Raw genomic sequence first — 22,813 nt, forward strand, 5'->3', positions numbered from 1 at the left:
TTCCTCCTTAAATGGTATGGACCACGTTATACATCGGCATTAGGATGGCCAAGTAAGCACCCACAATGCAGATGGCGATCATGATAAAAAAACTCGGTTGGATAATGCGCAATATTCGCTGCGTCTGCTGTTCGATCTGTTCCATCAGCACTTCGCTATAGAGAAGCAATTCTTTCCCCAAATAGCCGGTCAATTCACCATGCTGCACAAATGCCGGCATGTCTTTGGAAACAAATGAAAAATGTTCCAGCGATGTTGAAAACGTCTGCCCCAGCATCAGCTCTTCATGGGACAGCCGTGTCATGAACTGGATGATTTTATGGTAATTCTGGCGTTGCAGAAGTTCGAGTGATTCCTGCATGGAGATTCCGCTATGCAACAATGTACCAAGTTCACGAGCCAAAAGATGCGACCAATACAGTTTCATGAAGCTGCCAATCACGGGCACCGCCAGCAACCATTCGATTTGCCGCTCAATGGGTTGTCTTTTCAGCAATTGCCTGAAAATATAAACCGACAGAGCCGCCAACGCAAAGATGGCAATAAAAAAATCTGGGAGGCTAAGCAAATAGGCCGGTACTCCGGATCCTTCTTCTCCTGATTGAAGCGAATCCATCATTTCTGTCAGATTCGGCACATAACTGGTGCGGAAAAACAAAAACAATACTGAAGTGAAAATCAGCAGGGATACCGGGTAAATCAAAATATTCTTCAGCTTTTTCTGCACTTGTTCCGTCCTTGCAAAACTTTTGGCGATGCTGTCGATCGACTCAGCCAAGCGGCCATGATATTCTGCGATTTCCACAGGAAACAACACATGGTCTTTAAAGCCAAGAAACTTTAAAATTTCAGCAGCATTGCCGCCTCCTTTTAAAATATCGGTTATGCCATTCAGTGTTTCCTCCAGCTTCGGCGTATGCATCGGAAGCAATAAGCTCAAAGCTGTCGGCAGCAGGTATCCTTCTTTAATGAGAACAGCCAAACGCGTCAAAAACTGTTCCCGATCACGTAGGCGGATTTTATCTGAGCGCAAAGGAAGCTTGAATTGCACCGATTTTCACCCCTTCCCTGATCTGGCCGTCAAATGTCAGTGAGTCTGGCAACGTGTAGTGTTTTTTCTGGCCGGCTGATGCTAATGCCTCTTCCAGCCTGCCGCCTTCTAAAATCTCATAGAGAGCACGATGGCAAGATTCCGATTGGCCGGTATCCGAATACACCGGAATGATTTTTTGTGCCGAAACGGCGATCAGAGTTTGTGACATGTCTTCGAATGACACGCCTAAATCATGCAAACGGTGCAGGCAGCCGACCGAATGCCTGGCATGAATGGTCGAAAAGACCAGATGGCCCGTCAAAGCAGCGCGCACGGCTATCTGCGCTGTCTCTGCATCACGTATCTCTCCGATCATGATGATGTCAGGATCGTGCCGCAAAATGGCCTTCAGCCCTGCAGCGTAGCTTAGGCCGGCTTTTTCATTGACTTGGATCTGCAGAATTGCCTGGTTTTTCCGTTCGACGGGATCTTCGAGCGTGATGATGTTGCGGTTCAATTTATCGGCGCAATGTTTCAGCAACGAATAAAGTGTCGTCGATTTGCCGCAGCCCGTTGGCCCGGTCAGTAAAATAAGTCCTTGTGAAGCTTCGGACAATTTTTCGAGTATGCGGGCAGAGTCACGGAAAGCCGCCAATTTTTCGAGGGATTGAGCAGCATCGTCCGGCATGATCCGAATGACAATGCTCTCTTTCGTCAAAACGGAAGGCAAAGTTGAAATGCGAAAGTAATAGGAAAGTTCGTCAATGGGAAGTTGGAATGAACCGGTTTGGGGTTTTCTTCTTTCACTCATATCTAAAAGGGATAGGTATTTGAAATAAGCGATCATGCGATCATCCAGATCAAAGGGGAGTTGTGTCACTTGCCGCAGGCTTTGGAACGAACGGTAAGTGACGGAATAGCAGGTTGGTTCGGGTTTGATGTGGATGTCCGTGGTCTTGTTTTTTGCCGCATCGTGCAGAAGATCAACGCAGCGGCGTTCAATAATCGATTGCATATCCACCTCCTGTTTCGGTTTAAACAAAGGCTGCCTCTCTGTTCCCACATAGTATAACCAGCTGGTTTTCAGAAAGGAATAGTTTTGGCCAAAATAAAATTTTGCCCCCCGGATTCACGCCAAATCCGAGATTTGAAGCAGTCAGCCACGGCTTCTGAAATCGGATCCACAAATTTTTGTGAGAATCCTGACAATGATGAAAACAGCCGTACACGTGTTTGTCACAAAGAAAGACCAACTCGCTGTTTACACATTCACTGCCTATCCTATATAATGAATGAGAGATTATTGTGTTGTGGCAAAGGAGGGATTACCCATGAATAATATGTTCAAGTTAATGGGATGGTGGACTGGTATATTTGCAGTTCTCTTTTATGTAGGCGATATGGTTGAAGTATCTTTATTAATGGTCGCTAACACCGGATTTTTTGTTCTTCTTGGATTCTTAAATATTTCTGAACGCATGTATTTGTATATTTTTGGCGCCTATTTGACAGTATTTTTCGTAGGCTTCACTTATTACTCTACGTTCATCCACGTTCCTGGTGCTGGGCACTAATCAATACGAATTCAATGATAAAAGGTGCATCGGAGAAATCCGATGCACCTTTTATTTTTTAGTTACATGCCTTACAATCCACGAAGAAACGGATTGCTCTTCATTTCCTGTTCGGGCGTCGTTTCCGGGCCGTGACCTGGATATAGAATCATATGCTCGGGAAGTGTCAGCAACGAGTCCTGGATGGACTGCAGCAGTTTTTTCTCAGAGCCGTCGATAAGATCTGTCCGTCCGATGCTTCCGCGGAAAAGTGTATCTCCAACTATGGCAAAGCCTTCTTTTCCAAAAGAGAAACTGACGCTTCCCGGGGAATGTCCAGGCGTATGGAAGATGTCCATATGGAATGAGCCGATTTGCAGGTGTTTTTCATCAGTCAATAATACATCCGCGTCTTTGATACGGTAATCCGGCAACGCTCCGTATTTTCCAGATCCGTTCAAATTCGGCCGGCTTAGCCATTCCTTTTCCAGATGGTGGAGGTAGACCGGAATCGAATAATGTTCCCGTATATCATCCACTGCCCCGATATGGTCAAAATGGGCATGCGTAAGCAAAATGGCGATCGGTTTTAAGTTTTTCTTTTTAACCAGCGCCTGAATCTTTGCGCTTTCTTCTCCCGGATCGAAAATCAGGCATTCTTTCTGATCATCCGAGATGATGTAACAGTTGGTCTGGACAGGTCCCAGCTCCATTTGGTCGATTTTCAGCATTTTCTTTCACCTCTGCCCAATTATACCATGATGCACCGGAAGGACTGTCAACATACTGACACTTTTTGTCCTCGACAAAACAGCGGAATATCTTTACAATATAAAGAGAACAAAGCGGCACTGGCTGTTTAAGTTGAAGGGAGTGTCATCGATGAGTTGGATGTTACTAGTTATTTTTGGCCTTATTGCAATTCTTGCAGCTGTCGGCACATTACAAACGCTTAAAAACAAAGAAATCCTCGGTTTTCTTTTTAACTTTGGGACGTTAGTAATTTTTGGCGGCTTCACTATTGCAACACTTATCACGCAAGGTTATCCACCAGCACTTCATTAATCAAGAAAAAGCCGATGCCGTCAAACGCTCGGCTTTTTTCATTCAAAAAAAAAAGAGGGCGCAAAGCGCTCTCTCTTTTTATTGTTCCAGTTCGACGTCTGGAATCGTGGTCAACTGCCCGTCTTCTTCATCGTAGAAACGCAGCAAGTCGCCATTGATGATCGACTCGGAATACTCGAGTTCGGTAAACGCCCGCTCAATATACGGTGCACACAGTTCCTGTTCAGCCGGTTCACCGGTTTCTTTGTCATAGCAGACATTTCCTGCGTAAACGACTTCATCTGTCACAAAGCGTCCATCGCGGAAGATGACAAATTCTTCATGCTCCTCAGAGAACAAGTCGCCGCCAAACTGAATATCTTTCGACGTGTCCATGCCCATCAAATTCATGATTGTCGGCCGCATGTCGATCTGGCCGCCGACTTCATCGTCAACATAGCCTTCCCCATATCCGGGAATGTGGACAAAGAAAGGTACTTTCTGCAATTCAGCAGATGTGAAATCCGTCACTTCTTCTCCCAAGTATTGGGTCATGGCTTCGTTATGGTTCTCGGAAATTCCGTAATGATCCCCATACATGACGATAATCGAATTTTCGTATAGGCCTTTTTCCTTCAACTCTTCAAACAGGACTTTGATTGACTCATCCAAATAACGCGATGTTTGGAAATAACGGTTCAAGGTTCCTGAATTGGAATCGTATTCATCGATCAATTTATCTTCTTCATCCAATGTAAACGGATGGTGGTTCGTCAATGTCAGCAAACGGCTGTAGAAAGGCTGTTGCATTTCAGTCATGTGTTCGACCGATTGCTCATGGAACGGAATATCTTTCATTCCCCAGTTGACCGCTTCGCCTTCGCCAATTTCAAAGCTTTCGATATCATAAAATTTATCGATATTCATCGATTCGTACATAATATCACGATTCCAGAAGCTCTTCGTATTGGCATGCTGTACATTTGTTGAATAACCATTTTCACCGAGGCTTTCAGCCATGGAATTGAAGGTATTCCCGCTGTGCGTAAAGAAAACCGCACCACCACTCAATGGATAAAGGGAGTTTTCAAGCAAGAACTCCGAATCCGAAGTTTTCCCCAATCCCGTCTGGTGGTAGAAATTCTCGAAATAAATCGTATCTTCATCTTCTGTCAGCGAATTCAAAAATGGCGTGATGGTCTGTCCATTCATTTCACTGTTGATGGTGAAGCTCTGCAGTGATTCCAATGTCACAACAATCAAGTTGCGCCCTTCGGCAATGCCTTTCATATCTTCTGAAGGGTCGATTTGGTTGGCGCGCACATAGTTATTGGCTTCGACCAATTCAGAGCCGTCCGCTAAAGCACGTTGGGCCTGAGATTTGGATTGGATGTAAATATCGTATAGATGATAATTGTACATCCCCAGGTTTTTCACCAGCATCTCCCGGTCGAAGCTGCGCGTCAGCAATTGAGGACGTTCCGCTTCAGCCAGCCCCAAGTTAAAGAACAGGACCGCTAGCGCCAAGACATAATAGGCTTTGCGCTGGACCGATGTAGAAGCAGCTATACCCGCTTTGGTTGAAATGAATTTGATCGCAAGCAAAATGATGGCCAAGTCTGCAAAATACAAGAGGTCCGTCCAAAAAATGCTGGCAGCCGCACTTGATCCCAAATCGCCGAAGTTTTCAGTCTGAAACAATACCGGCAAGGTGATGAAATCATTGAAAAACCGGTAAAAGGCGACATTTCCATAAAGGACGATCGATGTAATAGCTGCTACAGCAATCAAATAACGATTTTTGGCTTTTTCACTTTTAAAGAACAGTGATATCCCATAGATGAACAACAGCATGCTCAAAGGATTGATAAACAAGATGAATTCCTGCAAAACATTGTCAATGGTGATCGAAAAACTGGTCTTATAAACAATGTATGTTTTTAGCCATGTTGCGACAATGGCTATTGCCAGTACTGAATGCTTAGGCCATTCTTTTTTCAACATTCCCGCACAGCCTCCTTATTCGGTTGACTAAAAGTAGTTGAGATTGCATCATAATAATACAGTATAAGAGATTTTTAATAGCATATGAAGTAATCACCCTTATTCTAGACGAATGAACTACGAATAAGTTTCGTTAACCGAACTTATTTCTTATCATATTCTGATCTCTTCTGGCGAAGAATAAGCATGGCCGATGCGAATTCTTTAGCCGAAATAAACTGCATGCGATACAGTTCCTTGACTTCATCTTCCATCAGTTCAAGATCCGCTTTATAGTCAGCTGTATAGATGATCGTGCCGTAGCGCTTCAGTAACTGCATAACATCATATAAGTTTTTCATTTGTCCACCGCCCCCGTATCAATCAAACCGCTTTCGGTGTATATTCCCTGTACAGGCATATCGTGAACTTCCACTGGTATCGCATCCGCTATCTGGCAGTCGAAGGCTAAAGAGCGAGTCGCCCCTTTGTAAAAGGCCAAAAAACGGTCATAATAGCCTCCCCCAAAGCCAATTCGATAACCTTCCTTCGAAAAGACGACACCCGGTACGATCAACAGATCAATTTCTTCCGGTTTTATGTACACAGTTCCTGAAACAATCGGCTCCTGCAGCTTCATGTAAACAACTTCGAGCTGATCCAAACTGTCGATGATCCGGAAATCCATTCCCCTCGTAGCCGGATGGCATTTCGGGGCCGCCACTTTTTTGCCTGCTGCCCAGCATTTTTCCATTAAATCGAGTGTGTCAACTTCTGGATATGCAGAAATGGTCATGCCGATGGTTTCCGCTGCTAAAAATGCAGGATCCTCCAATAACCGGCTGATTATCGCCTCAGACTTTCTTCTATATTCTTTTTCTGTCATTTGATTGAGCAAAGCGAGTACTTTTTTTCGCTGTGAAATTTTTTCCATATCAGCACCATCTCCTCTACAAAGAAAAAAGCCAAAACCTCTGCAGGTTTTGGCAATCAATGTTATTACTTTGTTTCACGGTGTACTGTCATTTTCTTTTCACGTGAGCAATATTTTTTCATTTCAAGACGCTCAGGGTTGTTGCGCTTATTTTTAACAGTGCTGTAGTTACGTTCGCTACATTCTGTACAAGCTAAAGTGATGTTAACACGCATCGGTATCCCTCCTAATTCTTTCAAAGATCATTTATAAATAAGCGTGATCTATACGACTTAATTATTATAGCATATTTCAAAGCAAAGTCTACTGTAAAATCCCACTAAATTGAAGCTTTTAAATAAAAAAACTGCCAGGAGCTTTTTACTCCCGGCAACTGTTCTTACTGCAGAGGCCATTTAAAAGAACGCTAAGCCTGCAGATAATGCTTTCTCTTATTTATTCAAATCGTAATGCTGTCCGCGGACCAGGTAAAACAGTTGTTCCGCAATATTGGTGGCATGGTCAGCCGACCGTTCCATATAGCGGCTGATAAACGCCAATTGGGTGATTTGGCTGAGCTTCTCGGGGTTTTCTCCGCCTTCACGCATCAGCCTGCGAATCACATCACCGTACAATTCATCTACTTGATCGTCGAGTTCGGCAATTTCTTTTGCTTTGACGATGTCTTCTTCGACAAATGCATCAATGACCTGGCGCAGCATGGCCACAGCCAACTTCTGCATCTGCTGAATATGCCCGATTTGCGGCAGCAACTCCTGCTTGCCGATGCGAATGGTCTCTTTCGCAATATTGACTGCATAATCCCCAACACGCTCCATATCCGAAGCCACTTTAATCGTCACAATCAAGCGCCTTAAATCGGTGGCAACTGGAGATTGCTTGGCAATCAATAAAATAACCCGGTCGTTGATGAACTCTTCCATCTGATTGATGTCTTTATCGTCTTCGATCACTTCAAGCGCTGCATCGACGTCTTGCGTCACCAATGCTTCCATGGATTTGCTCAAGGCATTGACCGCCATCGTACTCAAAACAATCAATTCTTCCTGTGCGGTCTTTAATTCAACATCGAATTTTTCACGTACCGACAAAATTTCCGCCTCCTGTCATTAACCGAATCTTCCTGAAATGTAATCTTCCGTCCGTTTGTCCGAAGGATTCGAAAAGATCGTGTCTGTATGGTCATACTCGACCACTTCCCCATTGAGGAAAAATGCGGTTTTGTCTGAAATCCGCGCGGCCTGCTGCATATTATGCGTCACAATAATGATGCTATAGTCTTTTTTCAGCTCCTGAACCAATTCCTCCACTTTCAAGGTTGAAATTGGGTCGAGCGCAGAAGTTGGTTCGTCCATCAAGATAACGTCAGGTTCGATTGCCAAGGCGCGCGCGATGCAAATCCGCTGTTGCTGGCCGCCGGAGATGCTATAAGCATTTTCATTCAGACGATCTTTCACTTCGTCCCATATGGCAGCCCCGCGCAAGCTTTTCTCGACAATTTCATCAAGAATCTTCTTATTCTTGATGCCATGGATGCGCGGCCCATAAGCAATATTGTCATAAATTGACTTCGGAAATGGGTTTGGTTTTTGGAAAACCATTCCCACCCGCGTGCGAAGTTCTTCCACTCCATAGTCGTGGTTGAAGATATTTCGTCCGCGGTAGAGAATTTCGCCGGATGTCTTCACTGAAGGCACCAACTCTACCATGCGGTTCAAGGTTTTGATATAGGTCGACTTGCCACAGCCCGAAGGCCCGATAATAGCAGTCACTTCATTTTCCATAATTTCCAAATCGATATTTTTAAGGGCATGGTTGCTGCCATACCAAAGATTGAGTTGCTTTGTTTCATAGACAGCCTTTTTTGCAGACTCGGTCATTGTGTTCTCCATTGGTGGTTTCTTAGTAACCATGGTGGTCATTTGCAGAACCCCTTCCACATAATTTGCCTTAATAACGTTTATCGAATTTGTTGCGGATGATGACAGCAATGGAATTCATGAACAGCAAGACGGCCATCAATACGATGATCCCAGCTGCTGCCACTGTCTGGAATTCCTGCTGCGGACGGCTGGACCAATCATAAATCTGCATTGGCAACGCGGTAAATGTATCCATGACACCTGCTGGCAAAAACTGAATGATGACTGGAATGCCGATGACAATCAAAGGAGCTGTCTCACCGATTGCCCGCGACAGCGCCAAAATGCTGCCAGTCAAAATGCCCGGGATTGCGGCAGGCAAGATGATTTTGACGATGGTCTGCCATTTTGTTGCACCCATGCCGTAAGAGGCATCACGCAATTCACCCGGCACAGAACGGATTGCTTCCTGCGACGCCACGACGATCACCGGCAAGATCAATAGGCTCATGGTAAAACCGGCGGCTAATACACTGTTTCCGAGTGCCAGTGCACGGACGAAAATGGTCAGTCCCAGCAAACCGAAAACCACGGACGGAACCCCCGCCAGATTGGAGATATTCATGCGGATAAACGTAGTGATGCGGTTTTGTTTTGCGTATTCCTCCAAATAGATGGCTGAACCGACACCAAGAATGATGGAAGTCGGCGCCACCACTAACATCAGCCATAAGGATCCGACGAGAGCCGCTTTAATGCCGGCTTTTTCGGGGAAGCGGGAAGCGAAGTTGGTCAAAAATTCGATCGATAAGTGCCCCGCCCCTTGCGTCACAATCCGGTAAAGCAGAATCACCAATGCCAATAAGGCGATCAGCGTCGCTGCCAGAAAGATGTATTTGAAGATGCTGTTGGCAATCAATCGGCCATTCATCCGTTTGACGACGGTCTGTTGTTCAATGTATCTCATATCAGTATTCCTCCCTGAAACGTTTCGAGACGTAGCCGGCAAGGATGTTCATCACCATCGTAAAGACAAACAGCGTGAATCCTACAGCGTAAATGGAATAGTAAATGGTCGTTCCGTATCCAGCGTCTCCTTTGGAAACCTGAACGATATAGGCGGTCATCGTTTGGATCGACCCGGTAAAATCCCCATCAAGCCTTGGGGTGGAACCTGCCGCAAGTGAAACGATCATGGTCTCACCGATTGCCCGGGATACCGCAAGAACCACCGATGCAATAATTCCTGAAAGCGCAGCTGGCACTGTGATTTTCCAGGCTACTTCAAATTTAGTCGAGCCCATCGCCAATGCCCCTTCACGGATGCTTTTCGGTACAGAAGACATGGCGTCTTCCGACAAGGACGCAATCATTGGGATGATCATGATGCCGACAACGATCCCCGGTGAAATGGCGTTGAAAATTTTGATTTCCGGGAATACTGCCTGCAGCACCGGCGTCACGAAAGTCAATGCAAAGAATCCATAGACAATCGTCGGAACGCCAGCCAATACTTCAAGAACCGGTTTCAGGATACGCCGGACATTTTCACTGGCGTATTCACTCAAATAGATGGCAGCTGAAATGCCGATCGGCACTGCGACGATGACAGCAATCAACGTTACTTTCAAGGTACCGACGATTAATGGCAAAATGCCGAATTGGGCTTCTTTATTGGAAAATGGCAGCCAAGTGGTGCCAAAGATAAAATCAAAAAATGGAACACGGGTGAAAAATGTAACGGTCTCCACAATCAATGTCAAAACAATGCCGATGGATGTCAAAACCGAGACTGAAGCGATGAGAAATAAAATAATTGGAATGATCTTTTCGATCACTTTCTTGTTTTTCTTGCCGTTCGACTGCGCGATCATTTCCTGCACAGATGGTCGCATATAGAATCCCCTTTCAACCCCAAAAGGCGAGCAGTGGCTGCTCACCCTCAGACTAAACTACACTGGATCTTGTTCTTATTTCAATGCTTCTAAATCTGCTAAGCCTTTGTCGTAATCTTCCTGCGGCAAAGCTACATAACCGACTGCTTCTGCCATAGCTCCAGCATTTTCAAGTGCATATTTCATGAAATCATAAGCTGCTTCGTTTTCGGTCAATGCTGCATTGTTCGCATAGGTGAACAATGGACGTGATAATGGGGAATATTCGCCTGATTCAATGGTGTCATTGTTCGGCTCCACTCCATCAATCGAAACAACTTTCAGTGTATCCTGATTCGCTACGTAATAGGCATAGCCGAAGAATCCGATAGCGTTTGGATCTGCCTGAATCCCTTGCACTAATGTGTTGTCGTCTTCAGAAAGTGTAGCTGAGCTGACAAGGTCTTCATCTTCAAGAATCACTTCGTTGAAGTAATCAAATGTTCCAGAGTCTGTTCCCGGTGCATAAAAGACCACTTCTTCATCCGGCCATTCCGGATTGAGGTCCGACCATTTTTTTGAAGTGCCGTCTTCTATCCATAGTTTTTTCAAATCTTCCACGGTCAGATCTTCCACCCAGTCATTTTCCTGGCTGACCACAACGGACAAACCGTCAAAAGCTAATTGGAACTCCGTATACTCAACTCCCGCTTCTTCAAGGCTGGCAGCCTCTTCTTCTTTAATTGGGCGCGAAGCATTGGAGAAATCTGTTTCGCCTTGGATGAACTTCTCAAATCCGCCGCCTGTCCCTGATGTACCGACTGTCACTTGAACATCCGGTTGAGCTCCTGCATATTCTTCAACAATGCCTTCCATGATCGGCGCAACGGTAGAAGAGCCGTCACCTGACACAGTTCCTTCAACTACTGCTTCTTCTCCAGCTGTATCTGAACTGGTTTCTTGCGTTTCTGTGCCGGTATCCGTACTTTCCGAATTCTCATCCGTGCTTCCACACGCACCAAGAATCATTGCCGAACCAAGAATTGTTGATGCCATAGCGAATTTCCAGTTTCTCATTTTGCTGTTTCCCCCTACAGGTTAGTGTTTGTTTACATTCTCTACTATAAAGACTGATTGTTGAGAACATATAAACGCTGTGTTAAGAAATTGTAAATTGAAGTTCCGCCAAATTAATAAAGCCCCCAGGAAAATTCTCATACTGAGACGTTCCTGGGGGCTTGCGGTTATTCGCCTTCCACTTCAACTGAAGCGCTGTACGGCGGTTTTATTGAATTGGATGCTGCCTGCGCTTCTTTATTTTTCAATTTAAAGTACTTATCCGCTGCAGCCCGGGCAATTTCATTATTCGCCTTCGGGACGTTTTTCGGATCGGTTGTCACATATGGAATCACGACGGCATAAGCGATTTCCGGATTGTCGAAAGGAGCGTAACCGACATGTGCAATATTGATCGCATATTGGCCGTTCATTTCGTGGTCTTTTTCGTAGAAATAAACTTCTGCGGTTCCGGTTTTCCCGGCGGCAGTATAAGGTGCATCACTGAATTGCGCACGCGCTGATCCTGAGCTGCCAACATACACATTGCGCATCCCTTTTTGCACCTGTTCAATTTCTTCCTGCGAATTGTTGATGCGGTTAAGGATTTTGGGTTCAATAATGGTTTCGATCGGGCCGAGTGATTCTCCGTCCCGGGTTGCTTCACGGATTTCCTTGACCACATGAGGCTCCATACGGTATCCATCATTGGCAATTGTCGAAATGTATTGAGCCAATTGAAGAGGGGTATAGGTATCAAACTGCCCGATTGCCAAATCGAGCAGTTTGGCGCCTGGAGAGGTTCCTCCCATATAACCGGTGGCTTCGTTCGGCAAGTCGATGCCGGTTTTGACGCCTAAACCAAATTGTGCGAATGAATTCCGCATAGTTGCAAAACTCTCTGGCGATACATACAGCCCCCGGTTATACTGGTATTCCGCTCCTGCAATCTTCATGGCAATTTTAAACATGTAAACGTTGGAAGAACGTTCGATGGCCATCAAATCCGTCATTGGAATACGGTTGAATAATCGTGTATTGAAAATGGAATTCTTTTGAGCTGTACCGGCGAATTTCAATGGCTCATCAATTTGAACTTCATTCAATTCGACAGCATCCTGCGAATACCCGGTCAACAGCGTAGCTCCTTTAACAGTCGAGCCCATTTCATGGGAAGCTGTAAAACTGCCGAACGCATAATCATTGATGATCTGTTTGCCGTTTTCATCTTTGCCCAGGCGTTTGCCTACCATGGAAAGCACTTCACCGGTCTGTGGATTCATCATGACGAGGTATGCGTCTTTGACCAGTTTAGAACTTGGGCCGGCCTTCAACTGCAACAACTTGTCCTCCACAATTTTTTCCAGTTCACTTTGCAATTCGCTGTCAATGGACAGAACCAGGTCTTTCCCTGCTTTGCCTTCATCTACAGGTATGGTTTCGATGACGCTGCCTCTGCCATCCGTAACATTTTTGACAACCGACTTTTGGCCTTGCAGCACGTCTTCATACTGCTGCTCCAGAAAACTGGTCCCGACGCGGTCATTGCGTGAATAATCGCGTGCCAGGTAATATTCAAGTTTATTGGCGGGGATTCCAGTTTCAGGAGTGGTCGTGCTGCCAAGTATGGTTAAATCACTCGATTTGACACGTTTCCAATCGGTTACCGTGTTGACGCCTTTGAGTTTCGGATCCGTCAACCGTTCAGAAACTCGGGCGAACTCTTCATCCGAGACGTCTTCATTTTTGATCATCTGCGGGGCCAGTGCGTAGCCTGAAGTCATCTCCCGGTATATGGCGAGAACTTCCAAGTCTTCAGCGCTTAGAGTAGCCAATTCTTCGTCCGTGATCTTTTCTCTGACTAATGCATCAAGCTTGCGTTGCTTTTCCTTTTCCGGAATGTCTTCAGCGGCGATGGCCGCTTTTTCTTCATCCGTGACTTTTTTGTTGGCACTTTCTGTGTTCATTTGTATATAAAAATCCTGTTTATCACGGAGTGTCACTTTGTCATCGTCTTTTTCGATCAATTTAGCCAATTCTTTAGCCACTGTCAGCATTTCTTCTCTTTTGGTCGTTTGCATCGCCGTATAGGTAATGGCATTGACCGGTGTATTGTTGACTTGAATCCGGCCTTCGCTGTCAAAAATGCGCCCCCTCGGCACGCTGGTATTGACAGGAACTTCTTCAGTCCTGGCAATGGCACGCGCATAGTCTTCTCCTTTAACGATTTGGAGAAAGCCCAAACGGAGGATCAATACAGAAAACAAGAGGAAGATAGTGAAAAAGAGGATATTCATCCGAAAGACGGTATTGGACTGCAATTTCACTCTTGCAAGCGAAACGCGTCTTTTTTGAGGCGGTTTCATGAGGCGGTTTCTCCTTTCGCAAAAATATCCACTTATCAGTATAGCACCACATAAAAAAAAGCACACACTTTTTCAGACGAAAAAGTGTGTGCAAAGTTTCAATTCGTGACAATTATTTCGAAGTTTCGTAACGGTTTGAAACTTCTTCCCAGTTTACAACGTTCCAGAAAGCGTTGATGTAATCCGGACGTTTGTTTTGGTATTTCAAGTAGTAAGCGTGCTCCCAAACATCAAGGCCAAGTAATGGAGTTTTGCCTTCCATCAATGGTGAATCTTGGTTAGGAGTTGAAGTGATTTCTAATTCGCCGTTAGAAAGAACTAGCCAAGCCCATCCAGAACCAAAACGGGTTTTGCCGGCTGCAGCGAATTTTTCTTTGAATTCGTCAAAGCTTCCGAACTTGCTGTTGATTGCTTCTCCAAGAGCGCCTGTTGGGTTGCCGCCGCCATTTGGAGACAATAGTTTCCAGAATAATGAGTGGTTGGCATGCCCTCCGCCGTTGTTGCGGACTGCAGTGCGGATTTCTTCAGGTACTGCGTTCAAATCAGAAATCAATTCTTCCACAGATTTTGAAGCAAGATCTTCGTGGCCTTCTAAAGCCGCATTTACGTTAGTTACGTATGTGTTGTGATGTTTTGTGTGGTGAATGTTCATTGTTTCTTTGTCGATGTGCGGTTCAAGTGCGTCGTACGCGTAAGGTAATTCCGGTAATTCATATGCCATGATAAAATTCCTCCTTGAGTCTATTGGTCTACTCTCTTAGCCTATCAAAATTATCTGGCCTATACAAACATAATGCACGCCAAATCCTTTTATTCAGACCTTTGACTGAATTCACCTGATTTAGCAGGCTGTGGAACCAGTCCGTCTCAAATAGTGAAAAGGAAGATAGCGACCATGACAATCTGAATGATTCCTTTTGTGAAAACCGACGTGATAAATCCGACAACCGAACCGATTCCGGAATAGAAGGACTTCTTCAACGAAGATTTATTGAACAAAAGCTCGGCGATAATGGCACCAACGAATGGGCCAATCAAAATACCAATAATCGGAATGATAAAAGGACCGATGATCAAGCCGATTGTACTTCCCCACAAACCGGCTCTCGAGCCGCCGAACTTTTTGACACCGAACGCATTGGCGATGGCATCCGCTCCGAACAGCAGAATGACGAACAGGCTTTGAATCGCCCAGAACCACCATGGCAAATCACCAAAGCTGAAAAACAGCCCGTACATGACAAAACCTCCAAAAATAAACAGAACCGCCGGTATAATCGGATAAACCAGACCGATGAAACCAATCACGAAACAAAGCAGAATGACAATCCAGCCGATGATCTCCATCTGTATTCCTCCCTATATAAAAAGCTCTCTTCCATCGTGCCCTACATTTTTTAAAATGTAAAGCAGGATGAAAAAGAGCTTTTCCGTGGTTAAAACCAGTTATTCTGTTCAAAACTTAGTACGGGCGCTTCCGCATTTCTTTTGTCCAGCAACAGCGCCTAGAACCTCGGGGTCTTAAGTCCGCTTGCCTGTGCGGCACAAAACGCCGCTTCGGCAAACTGCCTTAAGCCTGTCGGAGGTCCGCAGGATGCGGATCATGCAAGCGTTGCGGCAGGAAGGCGCGTTTTTAGCTTGCGTTCCTTTAGTCAGGCGCTTCCGCTTTTCTTTATGCACGGTTGCCTAAAATCGCTTCTGCAAGGTTTACAGCGTGGTCACCGATACGTTCCAGGTTGCTGACGATATCGACAAACACGATTCCAGCTTGCGCTGTACATTTTCCTTCATTCAGACGCAAAATATGTTTTTTACGGAATTTGCGTTCCATTTTATCAATCAGGTCTTCCTGTTCTGCTACTTCACGAGCCAATTCATGGCTTGTTGTGTTTAAAGCAGAAAGTGCTTTTTGAACCGTTGCGATCGTCAAAGTGAACATTTCATCCAGATCTTCTACCGCATCCGCTGTGATGTTGACACGGTTGTTGATTTGGTAGTCGACCAATTCGATAATGTTTTCAAAATGATCACCGATACGTTCGATGTCGCGTACTGTCTCCATCAACATTGTGTGGCGTGTGGAATCAGCCGCAGAAAGAGATTCCGCTGAAATCATGACCAAGTAATCGGTGATTTTCGAATCCAGGTTATTGATGGCATCTTCCAATTGATAACCGGTTTCAGCGTGTTTCTTGCTTTGCGTTTTTAAGTATTGATACGTTTCCTGAAGCCCTTGAACGGAGAATTCACCCATTCGAAGCACTTCTTCTTTCGCCTGTCCAAGCGCGATCGATGGAGATTGTTCAATAAAGTGGATATCCAAATGTTTCGGTTTAAACTCAATTGTTACATCTTCACCCGGGATTGCTCTAGTTACCAGATAAGCCCATGCTCCGATTAACGGGAATTGGATGATCGTATTGGCAACGTTGAACGTTCCGTGGGCAAAAGCAATTTGCATTTTCGGTTCTAAATTCAAGATTCCAGAGATCCATTCAACATATGCGGTAAACGGCATCAGCAGAATCAAGAAGATAACACTTCCCAGCACGTTGAACAAGACATGGACAGCTGCTGCACGGCGGGCTGCAATAGAAGCACCTAGTGCTGCAAGGACTGCGGTTATGGTTGTTCCGATGTTGTCACCGAACAACACTGGCAATGAAGCTGCAAGACTCAGCACGTCTTCGGAATAAAGACCCTGCAATATAGCAACCGTAGCACTCGAGCTTTGGACAATTAAAGTGAAGACTGTCCCGACCACTACGCCAAGAATCGGCATTTCGCTTAGACTGATGGTCATATCGATGAAAGCTTGCGATTCACGCAAAGGTTTCATGCCATCGCTCATCAATTCAAGACCATAGAAGAGACCACCAAAACCGAATACAACTTCACCTATATTTTGAATTTTATTCTTTTTAAAGAAGAAAATCAAAACTGCGCCTAATGCCAAAATTGGCAATGAATAAGCGCCTACATCCAGACCGATAATGAAGGCGGTGACGGTTGTCCCGATATTGGCTCCCATAATTACGCCAATCGCCTGTTTCAAAGTCATAAATCCGGCACTGACCAATCCTACAACGATTACGGTGGTACCAGAACTAGATTGGATCAATATCGTAACCGCAATCCCTACCAGAACACCCATGAACGGGTTAGTGGTAAAGCGATCCAATATTCCCCGTAATCTATCTCCTGCCGCTTTTTGCAGGGCGTCACCCATAAATTTAATGGAGAATAGAAATAATCCAAGTCCTCCAAAAAATGTAAAGAGCATTTCTTGCCAGTTCGTCTCCACGATTTCCGATCAACTCCTAAATTTAACTTGAACACCTAACCTATTATGAATAGTCCACTAAGGAATTGTAAACACCTTTATTGAAAATTTACATTCCCGTAACAAAGCGCCGTTTTTTTCTTCTTCTATCGTGTTACGATTGTTCTATAGATGAAAGGAAGATGTACGTGAATCTTTATCAATTATTTAAGGCAAGCCTGATGGAACCTAAAAAGCAGGCAGCCGTCCGTATTATGACCATCGGCAAAATCATGCAGTTTATTTTCGTCTTTATCGCGATCTTAACTATTGTCTCATTTGCCGAATGGGTCTTCGGTTTGGGCGATGCCACAGGCAATATCGATGGGTTGGTTGAGTTCGTGGAAGAAATTGAATGGCTCCTGTATCCGTTCGCTTTGGTTTTTCTGTTTGTCTCCACTACACTTTACCATTTTATAAAAATCAGTTTGTTCGCATTGGTGGCAGTGGCAATCCTCAACCTTAGAAAGCGCCGCGGTGAATACAGGCACTTGTGGAGAACCACCGCTCTCAGCGTCACAATTCCGACATTATTGGCATTCATTCTCAGCTTTTGGGATCTCGGTTTTGCCGTCTCGCTGATTACCAGCCTGCTGACTATCCTCTATTTGTATTTGGCGATCGGGTATTACCCGAAAAAGCCCCCTATGCAACAGAAACGCCAACCACGTTAATTTTATGTAAAGAAATGCAGGAAACAGCCGTCTTTCTTGTCTTTTGGCAAGCGACACTGCTAAAATGGCTATAGGTACAGGAAAAGAGCCGGCACTTTCTGGAGTATTCACTAGTATGCCGGACGAAGATATATGAGCCGATAGAACAGGCCATCATCAAAAAGGAGAGATTTTTTCATGAGCGAAATGACACACCGTTCAAAGACACGCCCCGTAAAAGTCGGAGATTTGACGATCGGCGGCAGTAATGAATTATTTATACAGAGTATGGCTACAACGAAAACACACGATGTGGAAGCCACTGTAGCTGAAATCCTGCGTTTGGAAGAAGCGGGATGCCAGATTGTCCGCGTCGCCTGCCCGGATGAACGTGCTGCCTATTCAATCGGCGCCATTAAAGAACGGATTAATATTCCTTTAGTAGTAGATATTCATTTTGATTATAAATTGGCATTGATCGCCATTGAACAAGGCGCAGACAAAATCCGCATCAACCCGGGCAACATTGGCCGACGCGAAAAAGTGGAAGCTGTCGTCAACGCGGCAAAAGCAAAAGGCATCCCAATCCGCATCGGTGTCAACGCCGGTTCATTGGAACGTAAAATCCTTGAGAAATATGGCTATCCAACAGCTGAAGGCATGGTTGAAAGTGCCCTTCACCACATTAAGATCCTGGAAGACCTGGATTTCCATGACATCATCGTTTCATTGAAAGCTTCGGATGTCAGCTTAGCTGTCGAAGCCTATGAATTAGCTTCAAAAGCTTTCGATTACCCATTGCACCTAGGCATCACCGAGTCGGGAACGCTGTTTTCCGGCACAGTAAAAAGCGCTGCCGGCCTCGGTGCCCTATTCGCAAAAGGCATCGGCAACACGCTGCGCGTATCCTTGAGTGCAGATCCGGTCGAGGAAGTTAAAGTAGCACGTGAAATGCTGAAGATTTTCGGTCTTTCTTCAAACGCAGCGACACTGATTTCATGCCCGACCTGCGGACGCATCGAAATCGACTTGATCGCCATCGCCAACGAAGTGGAAGAATACATCTCCCACATCAAAGCGCCATTGAAAGTGGCTGTTCTCGGCTGTGCAGTAAACGGACCGGGTGAAGCACGTGAAGCGGATATCGGCATCGCTGGTGCTCGTGGAGAAGGCTTGCTGTTCATGCACGGCAAAACCGTCCGAAAAGTGCCTGAAGAAACAATGGTTGATGAATTGAAGATCGAAATCGACAAATTGGCGGAAGAATATTTCGCGAAGCAAGCTGCAGAAAAGAAAGAAAAAGAAATGGAACAACAACAAGCATAAGGTTGTGAGCAGATTGAGATACCGTTTTGGAATTGATATAGATGGGACAGTGACTTCTCCAACGTCGCTGATCCCTCACATAAATGAAAAGTTCAAAAGCAAATTGACTTTGGATGATATCAAGGAATACGATTTGACGGCAGCTCTTCCCCATTTGTCGCAAGGTGAATTCTATTCTTGGTTCCGGGATTCCGAGCCGCGGATTTACGCGGCTTCCCCCGTTTCCGAAAACGCCAAGAATATCCTGAACGACTGGAAAGACCAATACGAGCTGTATTACATTTCCGCCCGCGGCGACAATGTCCGGGACGTTACGTTTGAATGGTTTGCCGAGCATGCCATTGCCTATGACCATATCGAATTGATTGGTTCCCATAAGAAAATCGAAACAGCCCGACGCCATAATGTCCATCTGTTCTTCGAGGACAAGCATGACAATGCTGTCGAAATTGCTGAAGAACTGGACATTCCCGTTTTGTTATTCGATACACCTTATAACCGCCAACCAATTCCTGATAAGGTCATTCGCGTTTATGATTGGGTCGAAGCCAATGAATGGGTAAAGAATGAATTCAGCGTCCAGAAAACATTGAGCGGCAACTAATATATAAAATTAAAGCGAGAGTGGGTTTTCCCCACTCTCGCTTTTTTATTTGCATTCCGGGCATTTCCCGTAAATTTCAAACTTGTGATTGGCAATTTCATAGGCAGGCAATGCCGCGCCCAGCATATCCATCGGACAAACCGGTATTTCTTTTATTTTTCCGCAGTCCATACAAATAAAATGATGGTGATGATGGTCGCTCTCACATTGCATACGGAAATGCCGTTCACCTGACAATTCCGTTTCTTCCAAAATGCCGAGTGACACAAACGTCGCCAAGTTCCGGTAAACCGTATCATAACTCATGCTCGGATAATCCTTCTGCATAACATCCAGCAAGTCCCGTGCCGTCAAATACCGTTCGTCATTGGCGAACAGTTCCAGAATCTGATTGCGTTTGGACGTTTCCTTAAATCCGTTCTCTTTCAAGATCGTCCATGCATTGGATAAATTCATGCGATCGCTCCTTTATTAAGTGAAACCGTGATTTTCTTATAGCCGATTACTAATAGCAACAGAAAAATGGATGTAACAACAATCGTGCCTCCCGGCGCCAAGTCGAAATAAAAAGCGGTAACCAATCCCGTGATGACGGAAATTTCGCCAAAAACGATGGACATGATGATGGTCTGTTTAAAGCTTTTGGTGACGCGCATGGCTGTTGCGACTGGAATCGTCATCAATGACGAAACCAGGAGGATGCCGACGATGCGCATCGAACCCGCAATGACCAAAGCCGTGACGATCATGAACATAAAATGAACCCATTTCGCGGGCAGTCCTGAAGCCCGTGCGTATTCGTCATCAAAAGACAAAACAAACAATTCCTTGAAAAAGAAATAGATGAATGCCAGAACAACGACGGCAATCCCTGCCACAATCGACAGGTCTTCCCTGCTGACAGCTGATACCGATCCGAAGAGGTAACCGAACAAGTCGTTTGAGAAGCCCTGTGCCAGAGAAATAAAGATGGCACCAAAGCCGATGCCCGCAGACAAAATAATCGGAATGGCCAGTTCTTCGTAATGTTTATACAAGCTTCTCAAACGCTCAATCAGCACCGAACCGCCGACAGATGCCGCAATTCCGAGAAACAACGGATTCAACATCGCCAGTGAAGCGACACTTTGGCTTAAATACAAGCTGCCTGCAATTCCCGCAAGTGTCACATGGCTTAACGCATCCGCAATCAGCGAAAGCCTGCGGACCACGATAAAGACGCCCAGAAGCGGTGCAATAACGCCGATGATTAGCCCCGCTGCAAAAGCGTTCTGTAAAAATTCGTAAGACAATATAGCATCGATCATGCGTGGCTTCCTCCGATATGATGAATTTTCCGGACAGAATGGCCGTACCACGCTTCGCGCTGTTCATCGCTCATCGTGTGAAGCTGTTCTTTGAATCCGTGGAAATGGATGGTCTGGTTCAAGCAGGCTACATGGGTGATGCGGTCTGTCACCGTATCGACGTCATGTGTCACCAGCACTAAAGTGATGTTCTGGTCCCGGTTAAGAGAAGCCAGCATATCATAGAAAGCCTGGACATTCTGATGGTCCACACCGACAGTCGGCTCATCCAGGATCAGTACTTTCGGCTTGGCAACAAGCGCACGGGCAATGAAGACCCGCTGTTGCTGGCCGCCTGACAGTTCGCTGACGCTTCTGCCCATAAAGTCCTCCATTCCGACCGCCTTCAACGCTTCAGCCACTTGCTGATGAGACGATTTCGGCAATCGATGGAACAATCCGGTCTTTTTGGCCAATCCCCCTGCAACCACTTCTTCTACAGTCGCCGGAAATCCGGAATTGAAGGAATTCGATTTCTGCGAAACATAGCCGATCCATTCACGGTTCTTGAAATTTTTCGCATCCACACCGAACAATTCAATCTTTCCTTTGCTCGGTTTGATCAACCCCAGCATGATTTTTAATAACGTCGATTTTCCGGAACCGTTTGGGCCCAGGATGGCCAGAAAGTCGCCTTCTTCCACTTTCATGGAAATATTATCGAGCGCTTTTGTTTGTTCATATTCAAAACTGATGTCTTTAATGTCAATTAATGGCGCGACCATTGTGTCGCCTCTTTTCTAATTAATAATGATTACGATTTACCTTAAGAAATTATAGTAGAGTTTATGGCTAATGTAAATAGATTAAGCTTAATTAACTTTATTGTGCCATTTTCTACAGGGGTTGCTTCCGCTTCTTGCCAAATGTCTTTCCTTGCTGGCATTAATGAAAAATAAGAAGCTGAAGACAAACCCTAAAATCGGGGTCATCTTCAGCTTCCGCCTTTTGCCTTCCTGCTTATAGAGGAGATTTCAAATCTTCGATGGAGCCTGGAGAAAAGATGCCTGCTTTGAACATTTCAATTTCAAAGGCATAAGGCGGCTTTTTGTTTTTGGCATCCAGTCCGACATACGGCGTCTCCAAGATTTTCGGCACGTGCATAAGGTCAGGATGATGGACAATGCCGTTTAGAGCATCAAAGCCGATTTCTCCAAAGCCGATGTTCTCGTGGCGGTCTTTGCCCGCTCCGCGAACGTTTTTGCTGTCGTTGATGTGCAGCACTTGAAGGCGGTCGATTCCGACAATGCGGTCGAATTCTTCAAGGACTCCATTGAAATCTTCTTTGATGTTATACCCCGCATCATGTGTATGGCAGGTATCGAAGCACACGGACAGGCGGTCATTATGTGTAACGCCATTGATGATCGCAGCGATTTCTTCAAAACTGCGGCCGCATTCCGTGCCTTTTCCAGCCATGGTTTCCAATGCGATATTGACCGGGTAATCCTGCGTCAAGACTTCATTTAAACCTTCAATGATTTTAGCGATCCCCGCATCCGCCCCGGCTCCGACATGGGCACCTGGATGCAAAACGATTTGTTTTGCGCCAAGAGCCGCTGTCCGTTCAATTTCCTTTTGAAGGAATTCAACACCGTGTGCGAATGTATCAGGTTTTTGGGTATTGCCTAAATTGATGATGTACGGTGCATGGACCACAATGTTCGTTAAATTATGGGCAGCCATATGGGCAAGCCCTGCATCGATATTCAGCTCTTCAATCGGTTTGCGGCGTGTATTTTGCGGCGCACCCGTATAGATCATGAATGTTGTCGCTCCGTAGGAAGCAGCTTCTTCGCTTGCTGCAAGCAGCATCTTTTTGCCGCTCATCGATACGTGAGATCCTAATAGCATGAA

General features: G+C 45.4%; 25 protein-coding genes. 5 read left to right on the plus strand and 20 right to left on the minus strand.

Features of this window, described 5'->3' with window-relative positions:
* Positions 1–7: 7 nt before the first annotated feature.
* Both comGB and comGA read right to left on the minus strand, forming a co-directional pair.
* On the minus strand, positions 8–1,051 hold the full coding sequence (comGB, locus tag H9630_RS12765) for a competence type IV pilus assembly protein ComGB (protein ID WP_191715858.1): 1,044 nt from the start codon (positions 1,049–1,051) through the stop codon (positions 8–10).
* Positions 1,020–2,048, minus strand: a complete 1,029-nt coding sequence (gene comGA / locus H9630_RS12770) for a competence type IV pilus ATPase ComGA (protein WP_191715859.1) — start codon at positions 2,046–2,048, stop codon at positions 1,020–1,022. The genes comGB and comGA overlap by 32 nt, the downstream gene beginning before the upstream one ends.
* 316 nt (positions 2,049–2,364) lie before the next feature.
* Here comGA and H9630_RS12775 point away from each other — a divergent pair, with 316 nt between their 5' ends.
* Positions 2,365–2,607: a DUF2626 domain-containing protein gene (locus H9630_RS12775; RefSeq protein ID WP_006830462.1), complete on the plus strand. Its 243-nt coding sequence runs from the start codon at positions 2,365–2,367 to the stop codon at positions 2,605–2,607.
* A 71-nt stretch (positions 2,608–2,678) separates the two neighbouring features.
* Here H9630_RS12775 and H9630_RS12780 read toward each other — a convergent pair whose 3' ends face one another.
* A complete protein-coding gene (locus H9630_RS12780) occupies positions 2,679–3,317 on the minus strand; it encodes an MBL fold metallo-hydrolase (protein ID WP_191715860.1) in 639 nt (212 codons plus the stop codon).
* Between the two features lie 151 nt (positions 3,318–3,468).
* On the opposite strand from H9630_RS12780, the gene H9630_RS12785 reads away from it, so the two are divergent.
* Complete coding sequence (locus H9630_RS12785; RefSeq protein ID WP_191715861.1) at positions 3,469–3,651, plus strand: DUF2759 domain-containing protein; 183 nt, start codon at positions 3,469–3,471, stop codon at positions 3,649–3,651.
* Between the two features lie 78 nt (positions 3,652–3,729).
* Here H9630_RS12785 and H9630_RS12790 read toward each other — a convergent pair whose 3' ends face one another.
* From H9630_RS12790 to H9630_RS12850, 13 genes are all read right to left on the minus strand, one after another.
* The gene (locus tag H9630_RS12790; RefSeq protein ID WP_191715862.1) at positions 3,730–5,634 is read right to left on the minus strand and encodes an LTA synthase family protein; all 1,905 of its coding nucleotides are present in this window, start codon (positions 5,632–5,634) and stop codon (positions 3,730–3,732) included.
* A gap of 143 nt (positions 5,635–5,777) precedes the next feature.
* The gene (locus H9630_RS12795) at positions 5,778–5,975 is read right to left on the minus strand and encodes a YqgQ family protein (RefSeq protein WP_191715863.1); all 198 of its coding nucleotides are present in this window, start codon (positions 5,973–5,975) and stop codon (positions 5,778–5,780) included.
* Entirely contained in the window at positions 5,972–6,547 is a 576-nt protein-coding gene (locus H9630_RS12800; protein WP_191715864.1) for a 5-formyltetrahydrofolate cyclo-ligase, read from the minus strand. The genes H9630_RS12795 and H9630_RS12800 overlap by 4 nt, the downstream gene beginning before the upstream one ends.
* Before the next feature lie 65 nt (positions 6,548–6,612).
* A complete protein-coding gene (gene rpmG / locus H9630_RS12805) occupies positions 6,613–6,762 on the minus strand; it encodes a 50S ribosomal protein L33 (protein ID WP_006830468.1) in 150 nt (49 codons plus the stop codon).
* A gap of 216 nt (positions 6,763–6,978) precedes the next feature.
* Positions 6,979–7,638 (minus strand): phosphate signaling complex protein PhoU, encoded by a 660-nt coding sequence (gene phoU / locus H9630_RS12810; protein WP_191715865.1) that lies wholly within the window; start codon positions 7,636–7,638, stop codon positions 6,979–6,981.
* A gap of 18 nt (positions 7,639–7,656) precedes the next feature.
* The gene (pstB, locus tag H9630_RS12815) at positions 7,657–8,460 is read right to left on the minus strand and encodes a phosphate ABC transporter ATP-binding protein PstB (protein WP_225218560.1); all 804 of its coding nucleotides are present in this window, start codon (positions 8,458–8,460) and stop codon (positions 7,657–7,659) included.
* Positions 8,461–8,497: 37 nt separating this feature from the next.
* Positions 8,498–9,376, minus strand: a complete 879-nt coding sequence (pstA, locus tag H9630_RS12820) for a phosphate ABC transporter permease PstA (RefSeq protein ID WP_191715867.1) — start codon at positions 9,374–9,376, stop codon at positions 8,498–8,500.
* 1 nt (position 9,377) lies between these two features.
* Positions 9,378–10,304 carry a phosphate ABC transporter permease subunit PstC gene (gene pstC, locus H9630_RS12825; RefSeq protein ID WP_191715868.1) on the minus strand — a complete coding sequence of 309 codons (927 nt, stop codon included), beginning with the start codon at positions 10,302–10,304 and terminating at the stop codon, positions 9,378–9,380.
* 75 nt (positions 10,305–10,379) lie between these two features.
* Entirely contained in the window at positions 10,380–11,360 is a 981-nt protein-coding gene (locus tag H9630_RS12830; protein WP_191715869.1) for a PstS family phosphate ABC transporter substrate-binding protein, read from the minus strand.
* A 167-nt stretch (positions 11,361–11,527) separates the two neighbouring features.
* Entirely contained in the window at positions 11,528–13,705 is a 2,178-nt protein-coding gene (locus tag H9630_RS12835; protein ID WP_191715870.1) for a peptidoglycan D,D-transpeptidase FtsI family protein, read from the minus strand.
* Between the two features lie 112 nt (positions 13,706–13,817).
* Positions 13,818–14,426: a superoxide dismutase SodA gene (gene sodA / locus H9630_RS12840; RefSeq protein ID WP_191715871.1), complete on the minus strand. Its 609-nt coding sequence runs from the start codon at positions 14,424–14,426 to the stop codon at positions 13,818–13,820.
* A gap of 146 nt (positions 14,427–14,572) precedes the next feature.
* Positions 14,573–15,052 carry a DUF456 domain-containing protein gene (locus H9630_RS12845; protein WP_191715872.1) on the minus strand — a complete coding sequence of 160 codons (480 nt, stop codon included), beginning with the start codon at positions 15,050–15,052 and terminating at the stop codon, positions 14,573–14,575.
* Between the two features lie 325 nt (positions 15,053–15,377).
* A complete protein-coding gene (locus H9630_RS12850) occupies positions 15,378–17,009 on the minus strand; it encodes a Na/Pi cotransporter family protein (protein ID WP_191715873.1) in 1,632 nt (543 codons plus the stop codon).
* 167 nt (positions 17,010–17,176) lie between these two features.
* Here H9630_RS12850 and H9630_RS12855 point away from each other — a divergent pair, with 167 nt between their 5' ends.
* The 3 genes from H9630_RS12855 to H9630_RS12865 all read left to right on the plus strand — a co-directional run bounded on the left by H9630_RS12855 (position 17,177) and on the right by H9630_RS12865 (position 19,610).
* A complete protein-coding gene (locus tag H9630_RS12855) occupies positions 17,177–17,701 on the plus strand; it encodes a DUF1189 family protein (protein ID WP_191715874.1) in 525 nt (174 codons plus the stop codon).
* 177 nt (positions 17,702–17,878) lie between these two features.
* Complete coding sequence (gene ispG, locus H9630_RS12860; protein ID WP_290185049.1) at positions 17,879–19,006, plus strand: flavodoxin-dependent (E)-4-hydroxy-3-methylbut-2-enyl-diphosphate synthase; 1,128 nt, start codon at positions 17,879–17,881, stop codon at positions 19,004–19,006.
* A 13-nt stretch (positions 19,007–19,019) separates the two neighbouring features.
* A complete protein-coding gene (locus H9630_RS12865; protein WP_191715875.1) occupies positions 19,020–19,610 on the plus strand; it encodes a hypothetical protein in 591 nt (196 codons plus the stop codon).
* A 45-nt stretch (positions 19,611–19,655) separates the two neighbouring features.
* Here H9630_RS12865 and H9630_RS12870 read toward each other — a convergent pair whose 3' ends face one another.
* The 4 genes from H9630_RS12870 to H9630_RS12885 form a co-directional block, all read right to left on the minus strand.
* Positions 19,656–20,066 carry a Fur family transcriptional regulator gene (locus H9630_RS12870; RefSeq protein ID WP_191715876.1) on the minus strand — a complete coding sequence of 137 codons (411 nt, stop codon included), beginning with the start codon at positions 20,064–20,066 and terminating at the stop codon, positions 19,656–19,658.
* Positions 20,063–20,917, minus strand: coding sequence for a metal ABC transporter permease (locus H9630_RS12875; protein WP_191715877.1), 855 nt, complete (start codon positions 20,915–20,917; stop codon positions 20,063–20,065). The genes H9630_RS12870 and H9630_RS12875 overlap by 4 nt, the downstream gene beginning before the upstream one ends.
* Positions 20,914–21,681 carry a metal ABC transporter ATP-binding protein gene (locus H9630_RS12880; RefSeq protein WP_191715878.1) on the minus strand — a complete coding sequence of 256 codons (768 nt, stop codon included), beginning with the start codon at positions 21,679–21,681 and terminating at the stop codon, positions 20,914–20,916. Before H9630_RS12880 ends, H9630_RS12875 begins: the two co-directional genes overlap by 4 nt.
* A gap of 235 nt (positions 21,682–21,916) precedes the next feature.
* Entirely contained in the window at positions 21,917–22,810 is an 894-nt protein-coding gene (locus H9630_RS12885; RefSeq protein ID WP_191715879.1) for a deoxyribonuclease IV, read from the minus strand.
* Positions 22,811–22,813 lie beyond the last annotated feature (3 nt).

This window comes from Planococcus wigleyi (assembly GCF_014836985.1).
Taxonomy (GTDB): domain Bacteria; phylum Bacillota; class Bacilli; order Bacillales_A; family Planococcaceae; genus Planococcus; species Planococcus notacanthi.

What these genes read in the sequence shown, in the direction of transcription:
- H9630_RS12790 (WP_191715862.1), bottom strand. Translation starts at nt 5,634, where the DNA reads ATGTTGAAAAAAGAATGGCCTAAGCATTCAGTACTGGCAATAGCCATT.
- H9630_RS12795 (WP_191715863.1), bottom strand. Translation starts at nt 5,975, where the DNA reads ATGAAAAACTTATATGATGTTATGCAGTTACTGAAGCGCTACGGCACG.
- H9630_RS12845 (WP_191715872.1), bottom strand. Translation starts at nt 15,052, where the DNA reads ATGGAGATCATCGGCTGGATTGTCATTCTGCTTTGTTTCGTGATTGGT.
- pstC (WP_191715868.1), bottom strand. Translation starts at nt 10,304, where the DNA reads ATGCGACCATCTGTGCAGGAAATGATCGCGCAGTCGAACGGCAAGAAA.
- H9630_RS12885 (WP_191715879.1), bottom strand. Translation starts at nt 22,810, where the DNA reads ATGCTATTAGGATCTCACGTATCGATGAGCGGCAAAAAGATGCTGCTT.
- H9630_RS12870 (WP_191715876.1), bottom strand. Translation starts at nt 20,066, where the DNA reads ATGAATTTATCCAATGCATGGACGATCTTGAAAGAGAACGGATTTAAG.
- pstB (WP_225218560.1), bottom strand. Translation starts at nt 8,460, where the DNA reads ATGGTTACTAAGAAACCACCAATGGAGAACACAATGACCGAGTCTGCA.
- rpmG (WP_006830468.1), bottom strand. Translation starts at nt 6,762, where the DNA reads ATGCGTGTTAACATCACTTTAGCTTGTACAGAATGTAGCGAACGTAAC.
- H9630_RS12830 (WP_191715869.1), bottom strand. Translation starts at nt 11,360, where the DNA reads ATGAGAAACTGGAAATTCGCTATGGCATCAACAATTCTTGGTTCGGCA.
- H9630_RS12800 (WP_191715864.1), bottom strand. Translation starts at nt 6,547, where the DNA reads ATGGAAAAAATTTCACAGCGAAAAAAAGTACTCGCTTTGCTCAATCAA.
- comGA (WP_191715859.1), bottom strand. Translation starts at nt 2,048, where the DNA reads ATGCAATCGATTATTGAACGCCGCTGCGTTGATCTTCTGCACGATGCG.
- sodA (WP_191715871.1), bottom strand. Translation starts at nt 14,426, where the DNA reads ATGGCATATGAATTACCGGAATTACCTTACGCGTACGACGCACTTGAA.
- H9630_RS12780 (WP_191715860.1), bottom strand. Translation starts at nt 3,317, where the DNA reads ATGCTGAAAATCGACCAAATGGAGCTGGGACCTGTCCAGACCAACTGT.
- H9630_RS12875 (WP_191715877.1), bottom strand. Translation starts at nt 20,917, where the DNA reads ATGATCGATGCTATATTGTCTTACGAATTTTTACAGAACGCTTTTGCA.
- H9630_RS12785 (WP_191715861.1), top strand. Translation starts at nt 3,469, where the DNA reads ATGAGTTGGATGTTACTAGTTATTTTTGGCCTTATTGCAATTCTTGCA.
- H9630_RS12775 (WP_006830462.1), top strand. Translation starts at nt 2,365, where the DNA reads ATGAATAATATGTTCAAGTTAATGGGATGGTGGACTGGTATATTTGCA.
- pstA (WP_191715867.1), bottom strand. Translation starts at nt 9,376, where the DNA reads ATGAGATACATTGAACAACAGACCGTCGTCAAACGGATGAATGGCCGA.
- H9630_RS12880 (WP_191715878.1), bottom strand. Translation starts at nt 21,681, where the DNA reads ATGGTCGCGCCATTAATTGACATTAAAGACATCAGTTTTGAATATGAA.
- ispG (WP_290185049.1), top strand. Translation starts at nt 17,879, where the DNA reads ATGAGCGAAATGACACACCGTTCAAAGACACGCCCCGTAAAAGTCGGA.
- H9630_RS12835 (WP_191715870.1), bottom strand. Translation starts at nt 13,705, where the DNA reads ATGAAACCGCCTCAAAAAAGACGCGTTTCGCTTGCAAGAGTGAAATTG.